13 protein-coding genes are annotated in these 23,528 nt (G+C 52.1%); all 13 read right to left on the bottom strand.

The genetic code is table 11. The annotated features are described in order from the left end of the window. Window positions 1-39 precede the first annotated feature (39 nt). Window positions 40-2,331 (bottom strand): ATP-binding protein, encoded by a 2,292-nt coding sequence (locus KI809_RS09990; RefSeq protein WP_214171390.1) that lies wholly within the window; start codon window positions 2,329-2,331, stop codon window positions 40-42. Beyond that, window positions 2,318-3,193, bottom strand: coding sequence for a PhnD/SsuA/transferrin family substrate-binding protein (locus KI809_RS09985; RefSeq protein WP_214171389.1), 876 nt, complete (start codon window positions 3,191-3,193; stop codon window positions 2,318-2,320). The genes KI809_RS09990 and KI809_RS09985 overlap by 14 nt, the downstream gene beginning before the upstream one ends. A 145-nt stretch (window positions 3,194-3,338) precedes the next feature. Then, the gene (locus tag KI809_RS09980; RefSeq protein WP_214171387.1) at window positions 3,339-4,094 is read right to left on the bottom strand and encodes a response regulator transcription factor; all 756 of its coding nucleotides are present in this window, start codon (window positions 4,092-4,094) and stop codon (window positions 3,339-3,341) included. 874 nt (window positions 4,095-4,968) lie between these two features. Continuing rightward, window positions 4,969-8,112, bottom strand: a complete 3,144-nt coding sequence (locus KI809_RS09975; RefSeq protein ID WP_214171386.1) for a PAS domain S-box protein — start codon at window positions 8,110-8,112, stop codon at window positions 4,969-4,971. Between the two features lie 205 nt (window positions 8,113-8,317). After that, on the bottom strand, window positions 8,318-9,010 hold the full coding sequence (locus KI809_RS09970) for an ABC transporter ATP-binding protein (protein ID WP_214171385.1): 693 nt from the start codon (window positions 9,008-9,010) through the stop codon (window positions 8,318-8,320). A gap of 5 nt (window positions 9,011-9,015) precedes the next feature. Further along, window positions 9,016-10,194, bottom strand: a complete 1,179-nt coding sequence (locus KI809_RS09965; RefSeq protein ID WP_214171384.1) for an ABC transporter permease — start codon at window positions 10,192-10,194, stop codon at window positions 9,016-9,018. Window positions 10,195-10,198: 4 nt separating this feature from the next. Beyond that, window positions 10,199-10,849 (bottom strand): hypothetical protein, encoded by a 651-nt coding sequence (locus KI809_RS09960; protein WP_214171383.1) that lies wholly within the window; start codon window positions 10,847-10,849, stop codon window positions 10,199-10,201. A gap of 37 nt (window positions 10,850-10,886) precedes the next feature. Further along, entirely contained in the window at window positions 10,887-11,324 is a 438-nt protein-coding gene (locus KI809_RS09955) for a hypothetical protein (protein WP_214171382.1), read from the bottom strand. A 173-nt stretch (window positions 11,325-11,497) separates the two neighbouring features. Continuing rightward, on the bottom strand, window positions 11,498-12,718 hold the full coding sequence (locus KI809_RS09950) for an autotransporter outer membrane beta-barrel domain-containing protein (protein WP_214171381.1): 1,221 nt from the start codon (window positions 12,716-12,718) through the stop codon (window positions 11,498-11,500). A 66-nt stretch (window positions 12,719-12,784) separates the two neighbouring features. Continuing rightward, the gene (locus KI809_RS21030) at window positions 12,785-19,627 is read right to left on the bottom strand and encodes a chitobiase/beta-hexosaminidase C-terminal domain-containing protein (protein ID WP_214171380.1); all 6,843 of its coding nucleotides are present in this window, start codon (window positions 19,625-19,627) and stop codon (window positions 12,785-12,787) included. A 135-nt stretch (window positions 19,628-19,762) separates the two neighbouring features. Beyond that, entirely contained in the window at window positions 19,763-21,523 is a 1,761-nt protein-coding gene (locus tag KI809_RS09940) for an ABC transporter substrate-binding protein (protein WP_214171379.1), read from the bottom strand. 445 nt (window positions 21,524-21,968) lie between these two features. After that, on the bottom strand, window positions 21,969-22,727 hold the full coding sequence (locus KI809_RS09935; RefSeq protein WP_214171378.1) for a PilZ domain-containing protein: 759 nt from the start codon (window positions 22,725-22,727) through the stop codon (window positions 21,969-21,971). Between the two features lie 174 nt (window positions 22,728-22,901). Further along, complete coding sequence (locus KI809_RS09930; RefSeq protein ID WP_214171377.1) at window positions 22,902-23,216, bottom strand: hypothetical protein; 315 nt, start codon at window positions 23,214-23,216, stop codon at window positions 22,902-22,904. Window positions 23,217-23,528 lie beyond the last annotated feature (312 nt).

Genomic DNA, 23,528 nt, shown 5'->3' with positions numbered 1-23,528 from the left:
TGAGGATAGTAGAGGGAGAGGGGACAAGCGGAGGCGGAGCTATGTTTTCAGTAATGCCTCAACTTTTTTGGCAAACTCGGTAACGGCAAACGGTTTCTGGATGTAGTGAATCCCTTCGTCCAGCACGCCCTGGTGCACGATCACGTTGCTGGTATAGCCGGACATGTACAACACCTTCAGGCCAGGGTAGTTGTTGAGTAGTTTCGCGTGCAGTTCCGGTCCGGTCATGACCGGCATGACAACATCGGCAATCAAAAGATCCAGAGGCTTGCCATTGACCATCTGCAGCGCTTCCTGCGGAAACTCGGTTGACAGCACCTCATAACCGCGCCTGGTGAGCAGTTCATCCACCATGGTCCGCACCATCTCGTTGTCTTCCACCACCAGGATGTTCAACCTGTCTACCGGCAACGGCACTTCTTCGGGCAGTGCCGGCTGCTCATAAGCCAGCTGGTCGTCAACTATCGGGAAGTAGACCTTGAAGGTTGTCCCTTTACCCGGTTCGCTGTAGACCCAGATATTGCCGCCGTGCTGGCGGACGATTCCATAAACTGTTGCCAGTCCCAGGCCGGTGCCTTTGCCGATCCCTTTGGTTGTGAAAAACGGCTCGAAAATCCGCTGTCGGGTCTCTTTGTCCATGCCACAGCCATTGTCCGAAACCGCAAGCATCAGGAACCGTCCCGGCGTAACCTCCGTATGATTACTTGCATATTCGTCATCAAGCAGCACATACGCGGTTTCAATGGTAATCTCGCCACGTTCGCCAATGGCATCCTGGGCATTGACCACTAGGTTCATGAGAACCTGTTCGATCTGGTTTTTGTCTGCGCGGATGCCATACCCCTGATCCGACAGAAAGAGACGGATCGTGATGTTTTCCCTGATGGTCCGTCGCATTATGTCATGAAAGCTTTTAATGGTCTGGTTGAGGTCGATGACCTTCATTTCCAGAATCTGCTTGCGGCTGAAGCTCAGGAGCTGCTGTACCAAGGTCTGCGCCCGGTTTGCCGCTTTCAGTACCCGTTCTACCTTGGTGGCCGCAGCATTGTCTTCAGCCAGATCCTGAAGCAGGAACTCCGCATATCCCTTGATCGGTGTCAGCAGGTTGTTGAAGTCATGGGCAATGCCACCGGCAAGGCGCCCGATCGATTCCATCTTCTGCGCCTGGATCAGCTGGTCTTCCAGCAGTTTGCGCTGGCTGATATCGATAAAGGTGACCACTGCACCGGAAACCCGATTATCTTCATATACGGTGTGCGACCAGTATTCAACCGGGAAGCTGCTGCCGTCGGCCCGCCAGAAGACCTCACTGTCCACATGGACATTGGTCTCACCGCGAAAGGCCAGGTAGACCCTGCATTCATGGTTGGAATAAGCTGTCCCGTCAGGATAGGAGTGATGGATCAGGTTGTGCATATTTACGCCGAGCAGTTGTGACTCGTGTTCGTACCCAAGCAGCTTGAGGCAGGAAAGGTTGCAGAAGGTGCAGTTGCCATCCGGATCAATACCGTAAATCCCCTCTTCGGTGCAGCTCAGCAACCGCTGGATATGGGCATCCCGCTCCCGCAGCTCTTTCTCTGCCCGGACGCGTTCCCGCAATTCGTTTTCCAGCGCGGCCTCCCTTTCATGAAGCCTTTCCAGGGCGTCATTCACTGCAGAGCCGATAATGTCGAATTCGGTCAGTCCGGTTACAGCAACTTTTTCGCCGCTCTTTACCGTGGAGACCATTATTTCAACCGGTCGCCTGAGGGTTTTTCTCAACACCAGGAAGATGCCGCTGATCATCAACAGGATGCCGAGCGATACCAGCGGAAGCAATAGCGCTGCGCTGCTGCGATCCATGAGAGATTTTGTATCACGACCGACGGAAACCACCCGCCACCCCCAGAGAGGAAACCGTTCGGCATAACATTGGTAACTGTTGGCACTTCCGTTGGCTATGTAATAACCGGTTTTGCCGGTCGCAATTATTGCCTGAGCTCGGTCTTTGGGGAGAGTGCTAAAAAAGAGGGAACCATCGGCGGTGGCGATAACCCCGTCATGGCCCAGCCTGCTCCATATTAAGGAGAGCGCCTCTTTTACGCTCTTTTGCATCGCCTCGGTAACCACCGGGTTTCCGGAAATATTAGCGGCAGTTAGCTCTGAAGCAGTCGCTGACAGGGTCTTGCGGACCTCGCTGTTCACTGCAGACAAGGAAAAGCGTGAGTAGTCTTCCTGGATGGTGTGGGAAATCTTGTAGATAATAAATGTGAGCGCCGTAAAGACAACAGCTATGATAATGAAGCTGGGGACGGTTAACCGATACCCCAGGCTTTGTCTATCGAAGCTCATTGGTTACTTCCCAGAAAACTGAGTAGAGATTGAGTATGGACGGAAGAAAATCTTTGCCCGGTTCGGTAAAGCCGTTTTTGACCTCGTCATCCCAGTTTTTGACAAGCTCTGCATGGTTGGCGTTTGCAAGCGGCTTGATCATCCGTAATTCAGCAACCACTTTTTCTCGCACCTTTGCTGGTAAAGAGGGGAGGGCGGCCAAGGCGAAGTTGGGGACCTCCTCAGAGGTTGCCAGCACTCTGAGGTTCGCTTTGCCGAGTCGCTGGTACAGGGCCTCTTTCATTCCCCCGGCAGATAGCTCTCCTGCCATGAGCGCCGACACAATCCGATCCTGGCTTTCGAGGAAGACCGGCTTGGTCTCCGAAAGCCTTACCCCGGAACTCTTGAGCATTTTTACCGGTAGAATGTGGGCCGCAGTAGATCCTTTAAACAAACCGATCTTACGACCTTTCAGGTCTGAAATACTCCTGACCTCCGGATCGTTGGTGATTAAAACCGAGTGATAAGATGGCTTGCCGCTCTTTCCGAGGGCGACCAGCATCGGTTTTACGCCACACTTGTTGTAAGCCCTGCCAAGCGGCACCGGACCGGCCAGGGCAATCGATATCTTGCCATTGCACATGTCTTCAACAAACTCTTCATGGTTGTTATATAGCTGGAGTTTCCACGACTGGCCAGTTGTCTTATTGAGATAATCGACAAAAGGGGTAAACAGCTTCCAGATCTTTTCCGGGGTGTAGTACGGGATGACGGCAAAGGTATAGTGCTTGCTGTCTGCCTCAGGCAAAGCAGCTGCATCAGTAACCAAGGGGAACAAGCCAAAAGATATTATTATGGCAAGAAAGAGAATAAACCTCTTCATGGTGTAAGACCTCCACGATATTAGTAATAATAACAGGAGATTTTACACAATCAATGAGGGGAATTGAGATTTATAAGGGAACTTGTTCCGGTGTGTTGCAAGACAATATAATTAAGTCAGTATTCAAGTAAATAGTGACCTGATTTTAGATAGATACCGTATTTGAGCAGGAAATCCCTTCAAGTACATGAACTTCACTACTGTTGGTCAAGGCGTAAAGGTAACCTACGCAGCGAATAGACCTGATACGCTCGATTCCTGATACTTCATGCCCAAGTTTCTTCCTTAGCTTGCTGATATAACCGTCGATGCTGCGATCATAGGAGGTCAACCGGCGACCAAGCACCTTTTTACAAAGGTCTTCACGTGATACCAGCTCCCCCGCATTCCTGAGCAGATGTTCAAGCAGGTTGAATTCAACTGATGTTAATTCGACAGGTCTCCCGGAGCAGGTCACGTTGCGGGTTCCCAGATCAATTTCCACATCGCCTACCACCAGCTTTTTAGATGAAGGGGCAACGGCGTGTTCTTCTTTCTCCTGATTAGCCCTGCGTAGAACAGTTCTGATTCGTGCAACCAGTTCTCTTGTGTTGAAGGGCTTGGGCAGATAGTCGTCAGCCCCCATCTCCAGCCCGATAATTCTGTCAACATAGTCTCCGCGGGCCGTCAACATGACAACCGGCGTGTCCATCTGGGTACGGATATGGCGCAGTACCTCAAAACCGTTCACGGTTGGAAGCATGACATCGAGTACGATCAGATCGAAATTGCCGTCGCTGGCTTTCGTAACCCCTTCCCGACCGTCGTGGACGGCTTCGACCGCAAACCCCTCAGGTCCAAGGTATTGCGAGAGCATCGTGCAAAGCTTTCTGTCGTCGTCGATCACAAGTAACTTCTTCATTACTTACTCCTGTTATAGGTAACTGGTTGGCCGACTATACTTCATTTCCCATATAAGAAACGTTAATTTTTTTTTGATAATTTTGCGGATTAAATCGCACTTCTCCACAATTTTCCATAAAACAATTACAAATGCGTAATAAAACTTTTTCCTGGTGCGTCGATGTCGACAGTAGATGCTATATGCGTAGCGCCTTGCTATGCACGCTATAACCTGGATGGAGGGTATCTATTCAAGGCTGTTTCAGCAGGTGGGAAGGTAATGTGCCCTGATGAAACAGAATTTCTTTGATCCGGGCGGTGTCATACTTTCTGGAGTTGTGACGGTTTAGCGAAAGTATTTTCAGCTTAAGTGAATGAATTTTCTTATTACGAAAATGCAAGAATAGTTCCGACCTCGATAATTTTAGAGGGATGGTAGCACTTTCCGGCGGCCTCACATTGCTCGTAAAGCATCCGGGATGCAATGCGCGTTGTTTGTTTGCGGGCTTGGGTTTATTGACAACGTTCAATAAAATAGCGGCACAACTTTATGTCAGGACTGACTATTTTTGTATTGTAAGCTTATGGTTGTATGTATATTTATGGCCTTAAAGATGTATATGTCTGTCTGTTGGTGAAAACACGTAATTTATCCTTTATGCATCTGCATCCGGGGAACTTGTGAGGAGAGACATGGGACGCAACCTGGTCAAAAAGATACAAAGGGTGAACTGCTACTGGCAGAAATCAACCTGTGATTTAGCGTAGTGATCTTGAGACGGTTTCTCTAATACCGAACATGGCACTTATACGTCGCTATCCAACAAACTCTTTATTTCAATATCTTAGTTGAATTGAACAAGACGATACGATCAATATTCGTGCAGGATGGTCTACGTGTTTTCTCCTGTCGCTGCCAAGGTGAAGTAGAACGTCGCCCCTTTTCCCTTTTCCGCTTCAGCCCAGATGCGGCCTTTGTGCTTTTCGACAATCCGCTGCACTGTTGCCAGACCGATCCCTGAACCTTCAAACTCTGCCTCGCTATGAAGTCGGCAAAAGGGTACGAAGAGGTTTGTTGCATACTCCAAGTCAAAGCCGACCCCGTTATCCCTTAGGTAATAGACGGTTTCACGGTTCATCTCCAGCCTGCCGAAATCAATAACCGCGTTTTCGGTTTTGACCGTGTATTTGAAGGCATTTCCCAGAAGGCTACGCAGGCCGATGTCCAGCATGTAGCGATCCCCCAGCACGATCATATCCGGGGCGATGGTTATTTGTACTTTTCGGTCTCCGCATTGCTGCAATAATTCATCGGCGATCGATTTGGCCATTTCCGACAAATTGACCGGTAACAATGAGACATTGGCTCGCGATAGCCGGTTCATGGTCAGCAGGCTGTCAATGACAGTCCGCAGACGGCGGCTTGCGGCATCTATCCGGTCAGCGCAATGAACGACTGCTTCTGTATCGGAATCACCGGCGATTTCGCTCATCATCCTGCTGAACCCTTCCAGGCGGGCTATTGGCGCCCTCATTTCGTGAGAAATGGCATAACAGAACCCTTCCAGTTCCTTGTTCATCCGTTCAAGATCCGCCGTTCGTTCGCTCACCCGCTGCTCAAGCTCCAGGTTAAGAGTTCTGATTTCTGACTCCGCATGCACCTGTTCCGTGACATCGATGGTGTAGCCTGCCAGGATATAGCGCTCTCCCTGCTCAATTGGGAACTTGATGGTGGTGTAGTGACGACCGTTTAACTCTTCCTCAAGAGCCAGCAACTGACCCCCGGAGGCGCAGGTCCAGTCGTCGTTGCTTATCTTTGCTGCAAATTCAGGCGGGAATAGTTCTTCCATGGTCTTGCCGACCATGTCCGGGCCGGCAATTCCGATCATCTGCATGTAATTATTGCTTGCGTACAGCACCCGGCTTGAGGTGGCCGTCACTTCTTTGATAAAGGCATAGATCGGCGAATGCTCAATAAATGTGGAAAAAATTCTATTGGCATCATTCAGTTGTTGATCTGTCTTTATTCGCTCGGTGATGTCGTGGACCAGGGTAAAAAGCACCTTGCTCCCTTTCCATAACGACTGTCCACCAACGATTTCTACTGGGAAGATCGTGCCGTCTTTTTTCCGGTGATACTGCAACGGGATGAAAACCGTCCCTTGTTGGGCGTCATTAAGGGCTGAGGTCGCAGCATGATCTGGTTCGGCCCACAGCATATAGGCTGTTATCCCTGAAAGCAGCTCTCCCTTTTTATAACCATACATGGCAACATGAGCATCATTTGCATCTAGTATTTTCCCGGAATCAATATCAAAAATGCAGATCGCATAGATCTCATTATTGAAAATAACCCGGTATTTGCTCTCGCTTTCCAGCAATTCCTGGGTGCGACTTTTTATCCGGCGCTCCAAAGACTCGTTGAGCTGGCGGATTTCACTGAACCGCTCAGTTAGAGAGCTTGCCATCTCTTTGAAGTTATTTATCAAGTGATTGGTTTCTTTAACGCTGCTATCCGGCCAGACTATGCCGTTTCTTTCATGCTCAAGTCTCGCGGGGAGATCATTGGTGATAGTGCGCAGCTTTTCCAGGGTGGCAATCGATCTGCGGCTCACCAGTTCGGCAATGCCGAGCGCTGCAAGCAAAATCAGGAACAGCAGGGTCAGTTTATCGGTGTAATGCTCGTAAAGCGCTTTCTGGAAGGGGGCCACCGGCTGTTCCAGAATCAGCTGCCATTCTGCCAGGTCGCCGATGGTGGTTTCCGCAACATAGAACGATTTTTTCCAGCGCTCGGTAGGCGGGGTATTGGGCGGCAGTTCCGGCATCCACTGGCTGATCCCTTTATCGTCAAGACGCTTGATTGTCCCTTTGTCGCGCTTGAACTGAGTCATGACGTTCTGCTGGGGACGGTTGGTCATGATAACATTGCCGTTTTTATCGAGCAGTGTATAGAACGAGGTATGTCGAGACGAGCTTACTTTAAGATAATTATTCAACTGTTCCAGACTCAGAATGCCGGCGACATAGCCGTTGTACAAGCCTTGGGTCATTACCGGCGCAAGCATTGCCACCATTGGCATTGACGGGCCAACTTTGGCAATAACCACCTCCGAAAGCATTGGCTGGAGTTTTTGTTTGAGAGTGGGAATGAATGGACGATCGGCAAAACTCTTGCCGAGATTCTTTTGCCCAGATTCATCGATCAGCGGAGAAAAGGCGACACTGACCGCTTCCTTGTCCAGTAGCCCGATCCGTTTATAATTGGAATCGGACTTGTGCGTCACTTCCAGATAAGGCTGCATCTGCAGTGGTGTTTTTGCTGCAGCCATTTCTGCAAGATTGAGAACCGCGGATTTTCTGTTGGTCACCCATGTTTTGAAATATTGATCGATACGGGTGCTGTCCTGCAGGAGTCCGGAACGAATCTGCAGGTCGGTTTTGCTGAAGTCTGACCTGCTCTCAATCGAGAGCATGATCATCGTCGGGCAGATAACAAAAAAGGCCATGAAATTGTAGATGATTTCCCGATATGATATCAGTGTGGTCTGTGACCGGAGGCTATAACCGGCAAAAACCAGCCTGGCAACAAGTGCGTTGGTAATGCCGTTCATTGCCTGCTTGACCATTACGATATTGGAATTGCTCAGAGGGACATGCATCACGAGGTGGTAAAACAGGTAGACCAGCGGCATGCCGATGATAAGCCAGTAGATGGTATCGGCTACCACCATCCCCATTTTGCGGCGATTGATCAGCCAGCCGACAACCGCCACTTCAGCGGTCATGATGATGATAGCGTATGGGTGATTCCAGAGGATGTAGGTATAGCCGGCAATTATGGCGCTGGCCACAACTGCCTGACCAAGTCCGAACAACTGCAATACCAGCATGCCGCAGATGCTGCCGAACAGGAAATCAACATTGAGGAACAGGGAGAATTTGAAATAATTGCCTGCCAGACCTGCAGCGATCAGGGCAATCATGCAAGGAATTCTGAATCGTTTGCTCGAATTTATGGTCTTTGCCGGTGTCGTCATCGTCATCCTGTTGATTATCGAAGGAAAGATGCCAACCAGTATCCGCTATTTAATGGATAAAGTGAGAATGTGTTAATTTTATCTTGATGTGCGGAAAGTGCAATTGCCTTAATTGTGATTGCCGCAAGGTAGGCTGGCCGGCGAGCACTGGGGAGTAACTCTGCAAAGGGGCTGCGGGGTAGAGGATAATGAATTATTGCTGTTTTTAGCATTCATATGCCTGTCCGTCGCGCATCTCGATCTTTCTTCCTCCAAGCCCGGCGAGTGCGGAGTTATGGGTGACCATTACTATGGTCAGTCCTTCGTTTCTGTTCAGGTCCTGCAAAATTTCGCCGATCTCGGCGGAACGCTTGGTGTCAAGATTACCCGTCGGTTCGTCGGCGAGCAGTATTGACGGGCGATTGACGAGAGCTCTGGCAATAGCCACCCGCTGCATTTCCCCTCCGGAAATCTGCCCTGGCAGATGATTCATGCGATGCCCCATGCCGAGCATCTCAAGAAGTCTGTCCACTTCTCCTTCCGCACCCGGTTTTTTATAAAATGCAAGCGGCAGGGCAACATTTTCCCGAACCGTTAAGGTCGGGATCAGGTAGAAGTTCTGGAAGATATAGCCGAAAACCTCTCTCCGAATCCTGGTCAGGGCCTTCTCTTTCAGGTCGTTACCGCTACCGTAAATGACTTTGCCTCCCAGGTCCATTTCTCCTGTAGACGGGTTGTCGAGACAGCCGAGAAGGTTGATCAGGGTTGTTTTGCCTGATCCTGAGGGACCGGTGAATGACACAAATTCTCCATGCCTGATCGTGAGCGATACCCCGTCCAGAGCGCGAATTTCTTCACTGCCTCGGCGATATACCCGTGTCAGGCGCCGTGCCTCAAGGAATACGGAATTCTCAGCCATGATCGCTAACTCCTTATCGTTTCCAGGGGGCGTACCCGACCGGCTTTCCACGCAGGGTAAATACCGCTTAGCAGCCCGATGACAACAATAATCGCCAAGGTCAGAGATGCGAGCTTCATGTCAATGGCTACGAGTTCTCCGCCAGGGGCATAGGGCAGAACCATCCTGAAGAGCATGTCGGAGAGCCTGGCAAGGCCGAAGGCTATGCCGATTCCTGCGATGCCGCCAATAGCACAGATGATGAATGTTTCGATCCAGACCAGGAAAAAGATATCGGACGGCATGGCCCCCATGGTCTTTAATATCCCTATCTCCTGTTTTCGTTCAAGCACCGACATGAGGATGGTATTGACAACACCGACCATGGCGATCAGCAGTGCGATGACGGCAATGGAGAGCACCATGAGTCTGGCCGTGGCAATGAGCTTCATGATCGTCTGCTTTACCTGGCTGAGACTCACCACCTGTACGTCAGGGAGCTGAAACAGGTCGGTTTCCAGCTTGGCAATGTCTGCATCTTTGGTTGTCTTGATGCCGATAGTGGTGATCTTGTCGGTCGCCGAGATCTTCTGCAGGGTCTTAAGGGGGACAAAGATGGTGCCGTCATCCTGGGTACCGGTCCGCTCCAGAATCCCCACCACCTTGAGTTGGACATTCTTTTCGGGGACAATAATCATGTCCCCCACTTCCCGCATCTCCAGTTCTGCTGCCTCATAGCCCATAACCGCTTCTTCAGCAGTCTCGCCACGAAACCAGCCCCCTTTATGAAAACGGAAAAACGGCTTCATCTCCGGGAAAGTAGCGGCTTCGACACCGAAATACCCGGCAATCCCGCCGCCGTCCCCCTTATTCGGATCAAAAAAGGCCTGCATCAGCATCGGGGTGACCTTGTTCACATCGGGTCTCTTGGCGATTGCTTCGGCCACTGACTGCTCTATGTAACGCAGCCCTGTTCCCCCCTGCAGCATCATGGTGGCTGCCTCGTAGGGGCACCCCTTGGCCATGACCATGAGCTGATACCCCATGTTGTCGATATCACGATTCAGCGCGGTTTCATAACCGTGGTTAAAGCCGAGCAGGCTTACCAGAACCCATGACGAAAGCATGATCCCGACCATGGTGAGCAGGGTACGCATTTTTTTTCGCAGGAGATTCTTATAGGCGATCTGGAATCTGTTGATCATGTTGTTAGCGGTTCTTTGAGTAGAAAAATTCGTCCATCAATACCAGGTTCTTCTTCACTGCCCGCAGCAGGCCGAAAAAATCGGTTACTGCCTCGGGTGCCGGATTGTTGATTAAAGATACTTTACCGGAGCCTTTACCGCTGACCGGGTCATACTGCTCAAAATCCTTGAGGGTCAGGCCGACGAACTGCCTGCCGAATCTGGGGGAGGTAAATTTACTGGCCCACTTCCCTGCAATCCTCTGGATATAGAACACCTTGATCGTCCCTTCCATATCCAGAGAGACAAAGACTTCAAGTACTCCGAACTGGCCCTTCTGATTTACCCCGTGAACATAGCCTATCTTCTTTTTGTCCCGGTAGATTTCATAGAGCGTGTATGGAACGTTGAGAGGGGCATAGAGCGCCGGACTCTTGCCGAGGCGGGATTCGACTTTTCGCAGCAAAGGCTCCCCTCCGCTCTGGGCAAAGGAGAAATAGCTGGTCGAGAAACTGGTAGATCCGGGGAAGAGTCTAGGCACATCGCTGGCTGGATTATTTAATTCGCAACTGACGGCAGCCATTGCCGTGACGGCACAGAAAAGCAGAAACAACTGCGCTAAAAGATAGTTGAAGCAGTTTACAAATGTTCGGCTCACGCCAAAAACAATCATCACAATTCCCTCATAGCACAACACTGTATCCTTTTAGGAACTAGATACTGAATAGATAGGCACCGCGGAACTGCTCATTGCCTTTCTTCAGCAGGGTAAACCTGAATTCCCATGCCCCGGGCATCGAAAGCCACACCGGCAGCAGATAGACACCTTTGGCGGAGAGTGAGAACTCTTTACTGCCAGTGCTATGGGCGCCCCGCATTGAAGGCATGTCCGCATCTCCCTTGACAGTGAAGGACGTGTCACGTTTTCCGTCACTGGTGAATATTTCAACTTTCATGATAGGAGTTCCTAGTTTGGGAGGTTTGGTGAAGCCATATATGAAGTAGTGGCCGGCGCCGATCAAAACCTTTTCCCCTGGTTTCGGGAGCGACTTATAGTCGGATTTGGTATTGGCAGGAGTTACGGCTCTAACATTGATAGCCGTAAAGCCCAGGCTTAGAGCGAGCACCCCACAAAGCAAAAGAATTCTCATGTCTCCTCCTGCAGAATGCTTTACATGGATTTGGGCGCAAAAACCTAGTGGATAAATTTTAGCGCAAAATTGGTTAAATATTTGTTGGAAAAATTGCCAGCCTGGGAACCGGGTGCGCCATGAAGGCGGCAGCGCCCGGTTCCCATTAGAGATACCACTGTTTCAATTGCGACTTACCTGATTGTTAAAGTCAGGCCTGGGATATCAGCACCATTTGAATCCTTGACAAAAACAGTGCCGCTGACCAGGGAAAAGTCAGCCGCAGTTACCGTAGCCCCAGTCGAGACATCATAGGACAGAACGGCAAAATCGCCGGTACCGATTCCCGTGTTAAGTACGACGTTAAAATCCACCTCCTTTGGCACCTGCAGTGACAGATAATTGGCAATAGGCTCGCTTCCCATCCCTGTAGCTACGCCTGCCAAAAGGAGCACATCGGACAATGTCTTGCCGGTGCTCTCTGCACGGAGTGACACAGTTGCAGGCAAGGTTATGGCACCCTCGATGGCGTGGATCTTGGTTCCTGCCGGCAGTGTGCCGGTTATGCTAAGGGTCAGAAGTTGCGACTTTTTGCCGACTGCAGCAAGCTGGGTCGCTGCTGAGGGGAAATCGTCGGCGGCTCGCGTTGTTGAATCAGAGCTCAGCAGAGCAGTACCCAGTGCAGCGGAGAATTCAGCGGCGGTGGTGCTCATGGCTCCGTCGGTTTCAATCTCTGTTTCAATTCTCGAGAGGATTGTATTCATTTTGTCGTAGTCAGTGGTGCCGGTGGCAGTCGAAGCCATTTTGGAAAGTGCCGCCAGAGCGAGAGTATAAGCCTGGGATTCCTGACTGGTGCTGCTGTGACCAACTGAGGCGATGTCTGGCCGAACCGGTTCAATGCCGATGATGTCACTTATCTTGAAAAGGTCATCCATCAGGTTGTTGGCAGTTGCAATGACTGCTGGAGGGGTTGCGGAAGTGCCGTTGCTACTTGCTTTGCGCCAGGCCAGATCGGTAAGGGGCGTGACTGATACCACCCGATTGTTGCTGGTCGAAGAGTTCACCGAATCAACCAGGGCGTGCAGCGGGTTGGTTGTCGGGATGGTCACTGTATTGCCGGTGGCCTCGTCGGTATAGGTGCCGCTGACCTCTACCAGGATTGCACCGCTATAGTCTCCCAGTGACAGGGTGTACTTTCCGTTGATGTCCGTCGCAGTGGATTTCAACAGGGTCCCTTTCACTCCATTGCTATTTACCGCGTATACGTTGACCACGCCGGGATAAATGATCCCTGCGGATGCCGTACCGGAGATCGCAGTGCTACCGGCAGGGCTGCCTCCGCCACCGCCGCAACCGGCGAGGCTAGCGATCAACAGTGCCATTGGTATCAAGTATTTGAAAGATAGGAACTTCATAATGATCTCCATTTTTTGGTAGTTTTCCGGCCCGCCAGCTAGCGGGCCGGATTCTCTGTTTGCCGGTTAGAATGACACCAGACCGATAATTTTCTTGAATATCACCAGGACATCTCCGGAATCGGTCTTGCCGTCCGGAAGCGGCATGTTGTTAACCAATGGAGCTACGTCGCATCGCGCCTGTTCGGCAATAGTGAGCTTCTTGATGTTCAAACTTCCCCTTAACGCCAGGAAGGCATCTACTATATCAACCTTCCCATCACCATTGGTATCTCCTGTGGCCAGTTGTACTCCGTCTGCCAGGAAGATCTTTGAGGTAAATGTGTAACTGACCGATCCGGCATTGGTGAAGCGGAAATAAACCGTTTTGAGACTATCACCGGCGGTAAGGGTCCAAGGCATTGCTGTTGTTGCCGCATAAGGGGCTGGAGTCGTATAGTTGACCCCGTCGTTGGAGAACGACATGGTGGCAACACCTCCGCCGGTTGGGTCCTGGGCGCTGATCTGCAGCAGCACATTTCTCGAATTGGTGTAAGGGGCATTGTTGTTGATGCTGACATTGGCAGTCATACCGGGGTTTGCCGTGAAGTTGTAAGCAGCGCTTTGGACTGCTGAAACATTGCCTGCCTGGTCAACGGCAAAATACTTTACGGTTACTGTGGTGCCCGGCTCGTTGATGGTGAACGGCTTACTGTATTTCTTTGAGGAGGTGGTGGGGGTAGCGCCGTTAGTGGTGTAGTAGATGGTGGCACCCTCAGGCTCATTGGGCGTTGTCATGGAAACAGTCACTTTGTTGCTGTAGTCGCCGGGGGCCGGCGATACTTCAACAACTACCGGAGTGGTTTCGAGGGTGATCTGTGCCGATACCGGAGGATAGACGACACCCATGCCATCAGTGAATCTTACGTAAACGGTCTTCAGCCCGTCGCCAGCCGGCAGAGTTACCGGCACGTTGCTGGCGGAGAAGATATTGACTGCCGGTTTGATGGTTATGGTCGGCAGGTAGGTGATGTTGTCCGTTGAGATGGCATACGCGGCAACACCGATCGGGTCGCTGGCGGATAGTGACAGCTTGGCATAGATGGAATTGGTGAAGGTATTCCCTTTATTGATGGTCACTTTGGCGATGAGATCGGAAGTATGGAGGTTATAGACGCCGGTATTTACCGATGCTTCCGCATTGCCGGCCTTGTCAACGGCGAAATATTTCAGCGTTTTAGAGGTTACGGTCGGCGACGACAGGGTGATCGGGTTTATGTAAATGCTTGATGCTGTTGTCGGAACACTGCCGTCAATGGTGTAGTAGATTGTGGCGGTCTCGCTGGCAGTAAGTGTTACTGTCACTGACCCGGCATAGGTGCCGGCCGGCGGAGCGGCAGTTGTGACCGGTGCTACGGTATCGAGGACGATCTGGGCAGTGACCGGGGCATAGACGTTGCCGCTGCCGTCGATGTATTTGACAGCCACGGTTTTGAGTCCGTCACCGCTTGGAAGTATGCAGGCCCTGGTTGCGGCAAATGGCTCAATGGCTGCGAAGTTGACTCCGTCACATGCCACCTGCATGTTCGGGACGCCCAGAGGGTCAGTGGCGGTTAGAGACAGGGTCACATTTTGTGATTTGCTAAATTGTGCCCCCTTATTGATGCTCACTGTGGCATTAGTCAGGTCTGAGACATGGATGCTGTAGGCCACGCTTTTCAGGGGTTCAACGTTGCCGGCCGGGTCGGTGGCCGAGAACTTCACGGTGACGGTTGAAGTGGTCGCCGGATTGATCACAAACCAGCCGGTGCCGACGAATGACTGAGAGGCAGGTCCTGGAGTGGTTCCGTCCGTAGTGTAGTGGATGGTGGCGTTTGCTTTACTGGTGGTAAGGGTGACGGTCAGCGGCCCGGTATAATTGCCGGCTGCAGGAGATGCCGTGGTAACCGGTACGTTGGTGTCAAGGGTCACGGTCCGCACTATGGTGGTGGTATTGCCGATCGGGTCGGTGGCAACCACTGTGATGGTGTTTGCGCCGGAAGTCAGTGCGACTTGGCTGCTAAAGGCACCGCCAGCCCCTACGTTTGATCCGACGCCATTGATGGTGAGTGTCGAAGTTCCGCCGCCGGCATCAGTAACTGTACCGCTCACTGTTATGATTGCGGTGTTGCCGATTGAGTTCGCTGCTGGAGTTGTCACCGCCAGTACCGGTGGCACGGTGTCGAGGGTAATCTGGGCGGTGAAAGGCCCATAGACGTTGTTCGGTGTCGGGGTATCGACATATTTGACATAGACCGTCTTCAGCCCGTCGCCAGGTGTCAACACCCATGGAATTGTGGCGCTGAAGTTTGCCACCGCCGGATTGATGGTGACGGTTTGATAGGTAACGCCGTCATTGGAAATCAGGTATTGGCCAACCCCGAAAGGATCGGCGGCAGTGAGGGCCAGGGTGACTTTGGCGTTTTTGGTAAACAGGGCATTGCCGTTGATCGATACGCTGCCGGTAAGGTCACTGGCAGCTATGGTGTACAGCGCGCTCTGCATTACTTCTTGATTCCCGGCCTGGTCAACGGCAAAGAATTTCAGGGTGCTGGTGGTCGGGATGGTTATTGGTGCTGTGTAACGGAGCGCCGGATCGATGGTCGGCATGGTACCGTTTGTCGTGAAGTAGATGGTGGCACCTGCCTCAGAGGCAAGCACGGCGTTAATGGCGCCGTTATAGGTCCCGGCAGCCGAAGAGACTGTGGTTACCGGTGGCGTGGTATCGAGGGTGATCTGGGCGGTGAAAGGGCCATAGACGTTGTTCGGTGTCGGGGTATCGACATATTTGACATAGATCGTCTTCAGCCCGTCGCCAGGTGTCAACACCCATGGAATTGTGGCGCTGAAGTTTGCCACCGCCGGATTGATGGTGACGGTTTGATAGGTAACGCCGTCATTGGAAATCAGGTATTGGCCAACCCCGAAAGGATCGGCGGCAGTGAGCGCCAGGGTGACGTTGGCGTTTTTGGTAAACAAGGCATTGCCGTTGATCGATACGCTGCCGGTAAGGTCACTGGCTGCTATGGTGTACAGCGCGCTCTTCATTACTTCCTGATTCCCGGCTTGGTCAACGGCAAAGAATTTCAGGGTGCTGGTGGTTGAGATGGTTATTGGTGCGGTGTAACGGAGCGCCGGATCGATGGTCGGCATGGTGCCGTTTGTCGTGAAGTAGATGGTGGCACCTGCCTCAGTGGCAAGCACGGCGTTAATGGCACCGTTATAGGTCCCGGCAGCCGGGGAGACTGTGGTTACCGGCGCCACGGTGTCGAGAGTTATCTGGGCAGTGACTGGATTGTACACGGTGCCGACAGCATCAATGTATTTAACTGCCACGGTCTTCAGGCCGTCGCCAGTGGTGAGCGTACAGGCCCTGGTCAAGGCAAACGGCTCGACTGCCCCGAAGGTGATGCCGTCACATGCCACCTGCATGCTGGGTACGCCCATCGGGTCAGTGGCGGTCAGCGAAAGGGTCACCAGGGTCGAATTGGTGAACAGGGCATTGTTGTTGATGCTGACGGTGGCATTGGTCAGATCGGTGACATGGACGTTGTAGATCGCGCTTTTCACCGGTTCAATGTTACCGAAAGCGTCACTTGCAAAGAACTGCACGGTATAGGTGGTAGTGGCCGCCGGGTTGAGAATGAACGGCGCGGTATAGACTGGTGATGTGGCATTCGGAATGGTGCCGTCTGTGGTGTAATGTATGGTTGCACCTGCTTTGCTGGTCGTGAGAGTGACGGTCAGCGGCCCGGTATAGTTGCCTGCCACTGGAGATGCCGTGGTAACCGGCACGATGGCGTCAATGACTATGGGCGCAGTGTTCGAGATGTTGAATCCGGCGGGCATTACAGGGTTAGCGGTACTGTTGCCGGCGGCATCAGTGACCGTGCCGGTAATGGTCGCGACGTTCAGGGCCGTAGCGCTATTCCCTGCGGCAACGGTGTAAGTCCCGGTGAAGCTGGAGACGTTGGTCAGTGGGCCGGTGGCGATGGTGGCGCCGCTGTTTAGACCTATGGTCAAGCCGGGCGAACTGATCGGCTCATTGAAGGTCACGGTCACATTTATCGGGGTGCCTATACCATAAGTGCCGGCAAGGGTGCTTGACGTGGCGCCGGCAACCGCAGGACCGGTGATGGTGTAGGTCGCTGTACCGAACGCCTGGCTGGCACCGGCAGTTGTGGCCGAAGCCTGACGGGCGTCAACCCGGATGGTGTAAGTTCCGGGGGCATTCTTGGGAGGAGTCCAGGTATAGCTGTTAAGCATCGGATACATCCACGCCATGAAAGGCTGGACAACAGTGGTGACTCCTGCGGGATTGGTCACGGAAAACTGGTATTCAAAACCGTTGCTTTGTGATGGCGACAGGATTGCAGGACCGAGAAGCCCGGTCAGCCCTTGGGCCGTGATGGTGAATGGGGCCGCCAGCGCTGCCGGCTCAGAGGTGGCGATCGCCACGCCGTTGCGTGAAAGAGTCGTCGTGACCGTGCTCGGAGGGGTAGTGACGATGAGCGGCCTCATCATGTCGTTCTCTTCGTGGGAGAGGATGTGGCAATGCCATACATACAGGCCCGGCAGGTCGAACTTGGCGATGAGCCGGGTGACGGTTCCGGGCAGGGCCTGGATGGTGTCTTTCGGAGCAATTTCCCAGGGGTCCGGCGGTAGCGGGACAGTGGCTACCCCGCCCGGCAGTGGCGCATAATTGAGGTCACCGGGGATCTGCTGTACAAAAAGGTATGACGGTGGCGCCGAATAAGGCATGAGAGGCAATCTGGTAAACGGAGGCACTCCCGGCGTAGGGTCATAGATCTTGGTAGGGCTGGCTGGATCAACGCTGAATTCCTGCCGGTTGAGAATCTGGAATGCCACCAGGTGGACATGTATTGGATGGGCGTCAGGGGTGAAATTGGCGATCTCCCAGATCTCGGTATCATTCAGTTTGGGTAGATCAGTAATAGGGGAATTCGGATCCATGAAATCGCGGCCATCCAGGGTGAGCATGAACCGACCGTGGGTTCCCTGACGCTCGATCAGCGCCAGTTTGCGCACCGGTACCCCGGTGGAACCTGGGGCGCCGGGAGTAGGGGTGAGGTTTGGAAAGGTTGCGAACGCCGGTACAGGACGAAGCGGAGTGGTCAGAGTGATTGTTGCATCAGGTACGGCCGGATTCATGGCGACTACGTCAAAGGCCAATACATCAGGGATAACCGTATTGAGGGGCTGACCGGCCAGCGGCATAACACCGTCATAAGGTATGTCCAACAGCGGATTGGTAGGACTTGCCGGCAGGCCATTGACCGTAGCCATTGGCCCGTAGTTCTGCCAGGTCACCCGCGTGCCGATTGGCACGGCAGCAAAATCGACAATCAGGTCGATCCGCTCGCCCGGCATGAGGATGATGAACTGGGTGCTCCGGTCCACCGGCTTGTCCAGGAAGGCCTGCTCGGTGCCGATCTGCCAGACCTTTACCAGTGGGTTGTCAAACTTGAGGAAATAGGTACGGGAATCGCAGCCGTTCAGCAGCCGGATCCGGTATTTGCGCTGTTCGGCAACCTGCTTGGGCCAGACGATTCCGTTGGCAATGGATATATTGCCGAAAAACTCCGGAGTGATGGAGGGGGCGGTAAAGGGCCCTCTCAGCAAAGGGTCGACGATGGTCGGGTTGTAGGGGATCAGGGAACCGTCAGCAGCCTTGGAAAACTGGGCAGCCGGACACATATAGGCATTAATGACTGCGGCCGGGTCACACAGGGTGGTTGCCGGCAAAATGGCATTCGGGATTACCCCTCCTACCGCCGGCAGGCAGGCATAAGGGACCACAGCACCGACAGTTGCATCGCAGGGGACATTCGGGCCAATGGTGGCGGTATCATTAAGCACCGGGTTGTTCGGCGCAGCCAGGGTGCCGTTCGGGTAGAACTTGCGGTCCTGCAAAGCGATCGGGATTTCGTAAGGAGCCGTAGCAGTGTATGAGGGGAGCACCGGAGCAGTGACCCCCGGGGTATAGGCTTGCATGCTCTTTTCATTGGCATCGGTAATCAGGAAGAACCCGGCCAGACCGGCGTAAACGTTCAGGTGGGTCAGTCCCATGGCGTGGTCGTGATACCAGATGGTCCCTGCTTCCTGATCGTTGATGTACCGATAGGTGCCGACCGGTCCATGCTGGGTGTTTGGTTCCCAGGTCTCGCCGGTTACGGCGAAGTTGTTACTGAACCAGGCCAATGGGTCGCCATCGCTGTCAGCCCAGACATGAGCGCCGTGGGCATGCGGAACAACCCGGTTTTCCGGAGCGCAGTTGGGGGCTTTATTGACTGTGGTGGTAGTCGGACCGTTAACATTTCCTGCAGTGGTTGGGGGGCCGCAGACCAGAGTCGGGTCAAGTCCCACCACGTGTTTGGCTGGCAGACTGTTGGTCCAGGTTACACGCGATGGCCGACCCTGGGTGTTGATAATGGTCGGACCGGGAAAGTAGTAGGTGCCGGGAGTGGTGGCTGTCGGTGGAACCAGGCTGTATCCCCAGGTGGGCGTCGGGGCCATCTTTCCCACAACCGGTGCGGCAACACCTGGGTCGGGAGCCACAGTATTCAGGTAGCCTGTTGTCGAAAGCAGATGCAGTTTCATGTCATGGTTGAACTGCCCCATGTCGACCTTGTAGTAATCCTCACCCGGAAAGGTGGTTGTGTCCGGCGCTATATGCAGCTGGTAGGCGTTGGGCAGAGGACTGACGTATTTCTGTACGTCGGCCGGATTAACAATCGGCGTTGTTGCCAAAAAATCGGGATCAGCAATCGGAGCAGCACTTGCCCCACCAACAGCTAGCGACATTACCAGCAGAAACAATGCTAGTGTCGTTCCCATCCTTTTGCAGTATTTTCTTAGTGTCTGTGTCATAACAGCCTCCGATCTTGCAGATAATATGACGCAATTTCTGTCAACTGGTTTTACTACCGACATGTCTGTGATTATCGCAACTCAATGGTGCCAGGATGATTTCCGTGCGTTCGACAGCTTGTTAGCAATTCCGGCTTAAAAGCTGATCCCGACATTTTTCTTTACCAGCACCGGGTTTTTCCCTTGGGTTAGTTGCACGATATTGCATTCTTTTGAGGCGTAACGCTGGCCTGGGGCAAAGTTGAGCCGTTCATAAGCCTGCGGTGTCTGGTCCTGGATCATGCTGATCACATCGAAAAAGGTGTCACGGTAGAAATTCCGATTCATCATGCTTAATCCCAATTGCAAAACCTCTGTAATGGCCTTGGCCTTGAGAGCAGCTATTGGCAAACTATCGGAATCTGCCGAAGGCTTGTCGGGGAGTCGATATGGGTAGGTAATGAAGGTTATGGCTCTGGCCTGATCAGGAAGACTCCAGAGCGCACTTTTCAGGTATCCTGAAGAGACGACCAGCATCTGTGGCGTTTGAGGCTTTTGTGCCATGGCCTGTAAGCCCGGCAAGATCTCGGGACCAGTCCAGAACAGGATGGCCGAAGGGTTGTGTCCGGCCAACAACTGCTGCAGCGCATCGCTGCTGACAGTTTCATTGTTTTGCAGTGGAATGGTTACCGGCGGGGGGTTGCCCAGTTCGAGCCAGGTCTCGGTGAACCCTGCTGCAAGAACCTGCCCTTCACGGGAATTGCTAACTACCTGGACAACCCTGCTTTCATGGGATGATCCCTTGGCACTATCCAGAAAGCGTGCCGCTGCCTCTCCCTCCTGATAGAGCCCCTTGGAAAAATACATGGTGTACCAGTCTGTGGCTGAAATAACGGGAAAGTCGGTAAATGGAAACAGGCAAGGGATCTGATGCGCTTCGCAGAAGTCATGGATCGGTTGCCATTCCCCGGTCGTTATCCCACCGATGAAGGCAAACACCGGTTCCTTACGGTTCCATTCCTCCAGTTGATTACGCCAGGTTGCCGGAGGCCCTTTTAGCTCCCAGCGGGCCAATGACAGTTTCCGGTAAGCCAGATTGCCCTCTTCAAAGAAGCCGCCGTTACGCATGTATTTTGTACGTGCCTCGTAAACCTTGTCCTGGTTGTTTCTTGCGGCGATAAAATTATCCAGAGGATCAAGTATGGCTTTTCTGGTTTCCGGGCTTACGTCATCGGCAATGATGGTTCCAAGCCTCAGGGTTGTCTCGTCCACTCCGGGCGAGACATTGGCTGACAATGATTTCAGGTAGCTTATCAAGATGGCCATATCCTTGTCCTGCAGGTTATATCTGGGCATGACATCATCTAGTTTTCGGCCGGTGGGATTCAACCCGTCTCTAAGGGCAACTGCCAGGCTTTCCTCGGTATAGGCGGGCCTCCGTGTTGGGTTAATTACGAAATGTTTGCGTGGCCGCTTAGAGGATGGTGACAGAATTGTGCCGGTATAGGCTGGTTGGAACAGTTTGATGCCGGCTGCGGGAGGTGTTGTAATACCTCCCTCTATAGAACCAAGCCCACCGCGCATGTGGCAACTTACGCAGGAGAAGGCCGTGCTGTTGCTCTGAATTTCCTCTTTGTTGGAGGCCTTCATTGGTTCTCCTGACGGCAGGATACCTTCACGATACATTCGTGCCCCCAGCCTCAGCATTTCCGGTGAGGGGGTCTGCTCCTGCCCCTCCGCGTCATTATGTCCGGGATAAACAGTAACCATTTGCCGGGTTTCCAGATCCGGGGCACTTTTCTCTTTGTTCTGGAGACTGCTATCCGTGGCTATGACTTGCCCGGCGACCAACCCCGAGGCAATGGTGACGATAAGCATTCGCAAGAACTGATTATAGTAAGACTTTGTCAAGTTCATGGATCTCGCTGCGTTGCATATAGATTGTTGTGTATTAGAAATATCTAGTAATGGGAAATAGCAGCCTTTATGCCAAGGTGTAGTACGTTGCGAGTAGTTGTTTGCTGTGTAATTACGGATAGTTGCAAAATGGTTGCGTCGCGCTGGCAATACTCGAAAGCAATGTTTTCGATGGGGTTATTTCTCCTGTTTCGATGTAACCTGCCATAAACAATGTAATCATCTGTTAATAAACAAAAGTTTATCAAGCAAGGAACATTGCATTTTGGAGGCTGGAGTAAGCGGGGAAATTGCTGATTGCCGATGAAGTGAGTTAAATATTCAGTTTTGATTAATTATTTTAAAGAGTTAGTTGAAAGTGGCAGGGGGGTAATGGCAGTTGACGAATCGCAGCTATGCCCATGGTGCTGGCTGGGATTAAAGGTGAGTTGTTCCGGGACTGTCGTTACTTGCTTATCGGATCTGACTGTTGCAAGTTGTCGTTGCGCATGCGCAGGATACACGAAGGGTACTTTCTGATTTTGCTGCCCGGAGTGGTGGGGTGGAGATGCTCCCTGACCAGGGTTGCTATCTTTTTCTTGTCAAGCGAATTGATCATGGAAAACCTGAACCCGGTCAGGAACTTATCAGTTGCGGTTGACGGATAGGAATAGACCGCTTTTGAAAAGACCGGCACCATCCATTCTGTTTCGTCGGTGGAAAAAAAGACTGCGATCGCTGTTGTTTCATCCTTTACTTTGAACGGCGTTTTTAGTTTGAACCCCCCGGCGCTTAACGAAAGATCAACCGGTTCGTAAGCCCCGTTATCTTTTTTGCCATCATAAATAATGGTTATTGAGCCGTCCTCGTCAATCACGGAGCAGAACATCGGCAGGTTTACGGAAATGCGTTGATGGCGCCTCTTGGCAAGTGCCGGCAGCATCTCAAGGACCTTGACCCAGACAAACGGGCGCTCGTCAAGATTGTTTATCTCTGCACTACAAGCAAGCTGTCCGCCGCTATCGGTTTCCAGCGATAGGGAAACTTTGGTTCCGACTGGCAGATGATCCATTTTAGGGCTTGTCGCGGCAGGCAGGATAATCTTGATATACTGGCCCGAAACATTTGCGATCACTGCACTCTCTACCATGGCGAATCCGCAAGGAGTGTTGATCGTAACTAGCGTCTGTATGCCGGTTTTTAACTGTGCTTGAAGCTGTTTCATGTGTAAAACCTCGCAGTGGTGGGCTATACACAGGTTATCGACAGTTTCATGAGGGACTTTATCTATTTTGTTTTGTGAAAGTCCCTGTTTTGATTTTTTTCAGGCAGTGGTGTCGCAGACAGTGTCTTGCCGAATGCAGTTTGTTAGTTTAAGTGTCTGCCAGGAACTGACAGGTCAGGCAAAACTACTGTTAAGGGATCCGTGCAATCCGGCCTGATAAGACACGGATGATTGCTTCATGGCAAAAATAGAGGCCCGCAGATATTTAAGCTTGCTGGTATATATTGCGAGTGAGGCCTGCTCACCTGAAAAATAACGCCGCATCCCCTCGGATATCGGCCCTGCAACCTCAAAGGCTACTTTGCCTTTCTCGTTCCAGAATGGGGTGCATGTTATCGAGGGTTCAAAGGTCATGAGCGCGGCAAGCAGATAGGTATCCTCAATTACTGACAGGTTTTTTCCATTGATGATCACTGGATGGTATTTCATAATCTCTCCACAAATTTCATGGCTAATTAGTAGCCGGATTACATTTTTGAAGGTTTTATAACGTCATATGCCGTCTAAGGCATGTGGTGCTTAACTGGTTTAAATTGTTTAGCGAAAGTTTTTTTGAATAAGAGAAAACAACGCCATCTGTGCGAATTGACGTATGTTATAGCTAGAAAATAAAGGTTTTTGCAATATCTGTGCATATTGACGATGCTTCTGATGGAAAAATCGGATCTCGTCTGGCTCATGCACAACTATTAACTGAATTTTACTAACGTAGGACAACATCAGAGCTGATTGCCCTTCACA

This window comes from Geoanaerobacter pelophilus, from assembly GCF_018476885.1.
Taxonomy (GTDB): Bacteria; Desulfobacterota; Desulfuromonadia; order Geobacterales; family DSM-12255; genus Geoanaerobacter; species Geoanaerobacter pelophilus.
The sequence above is the reverse complement of the archived record's forward strand: the minus strand, read 5'-3'. Positions and strand labels throughout refer to the sequence as shown.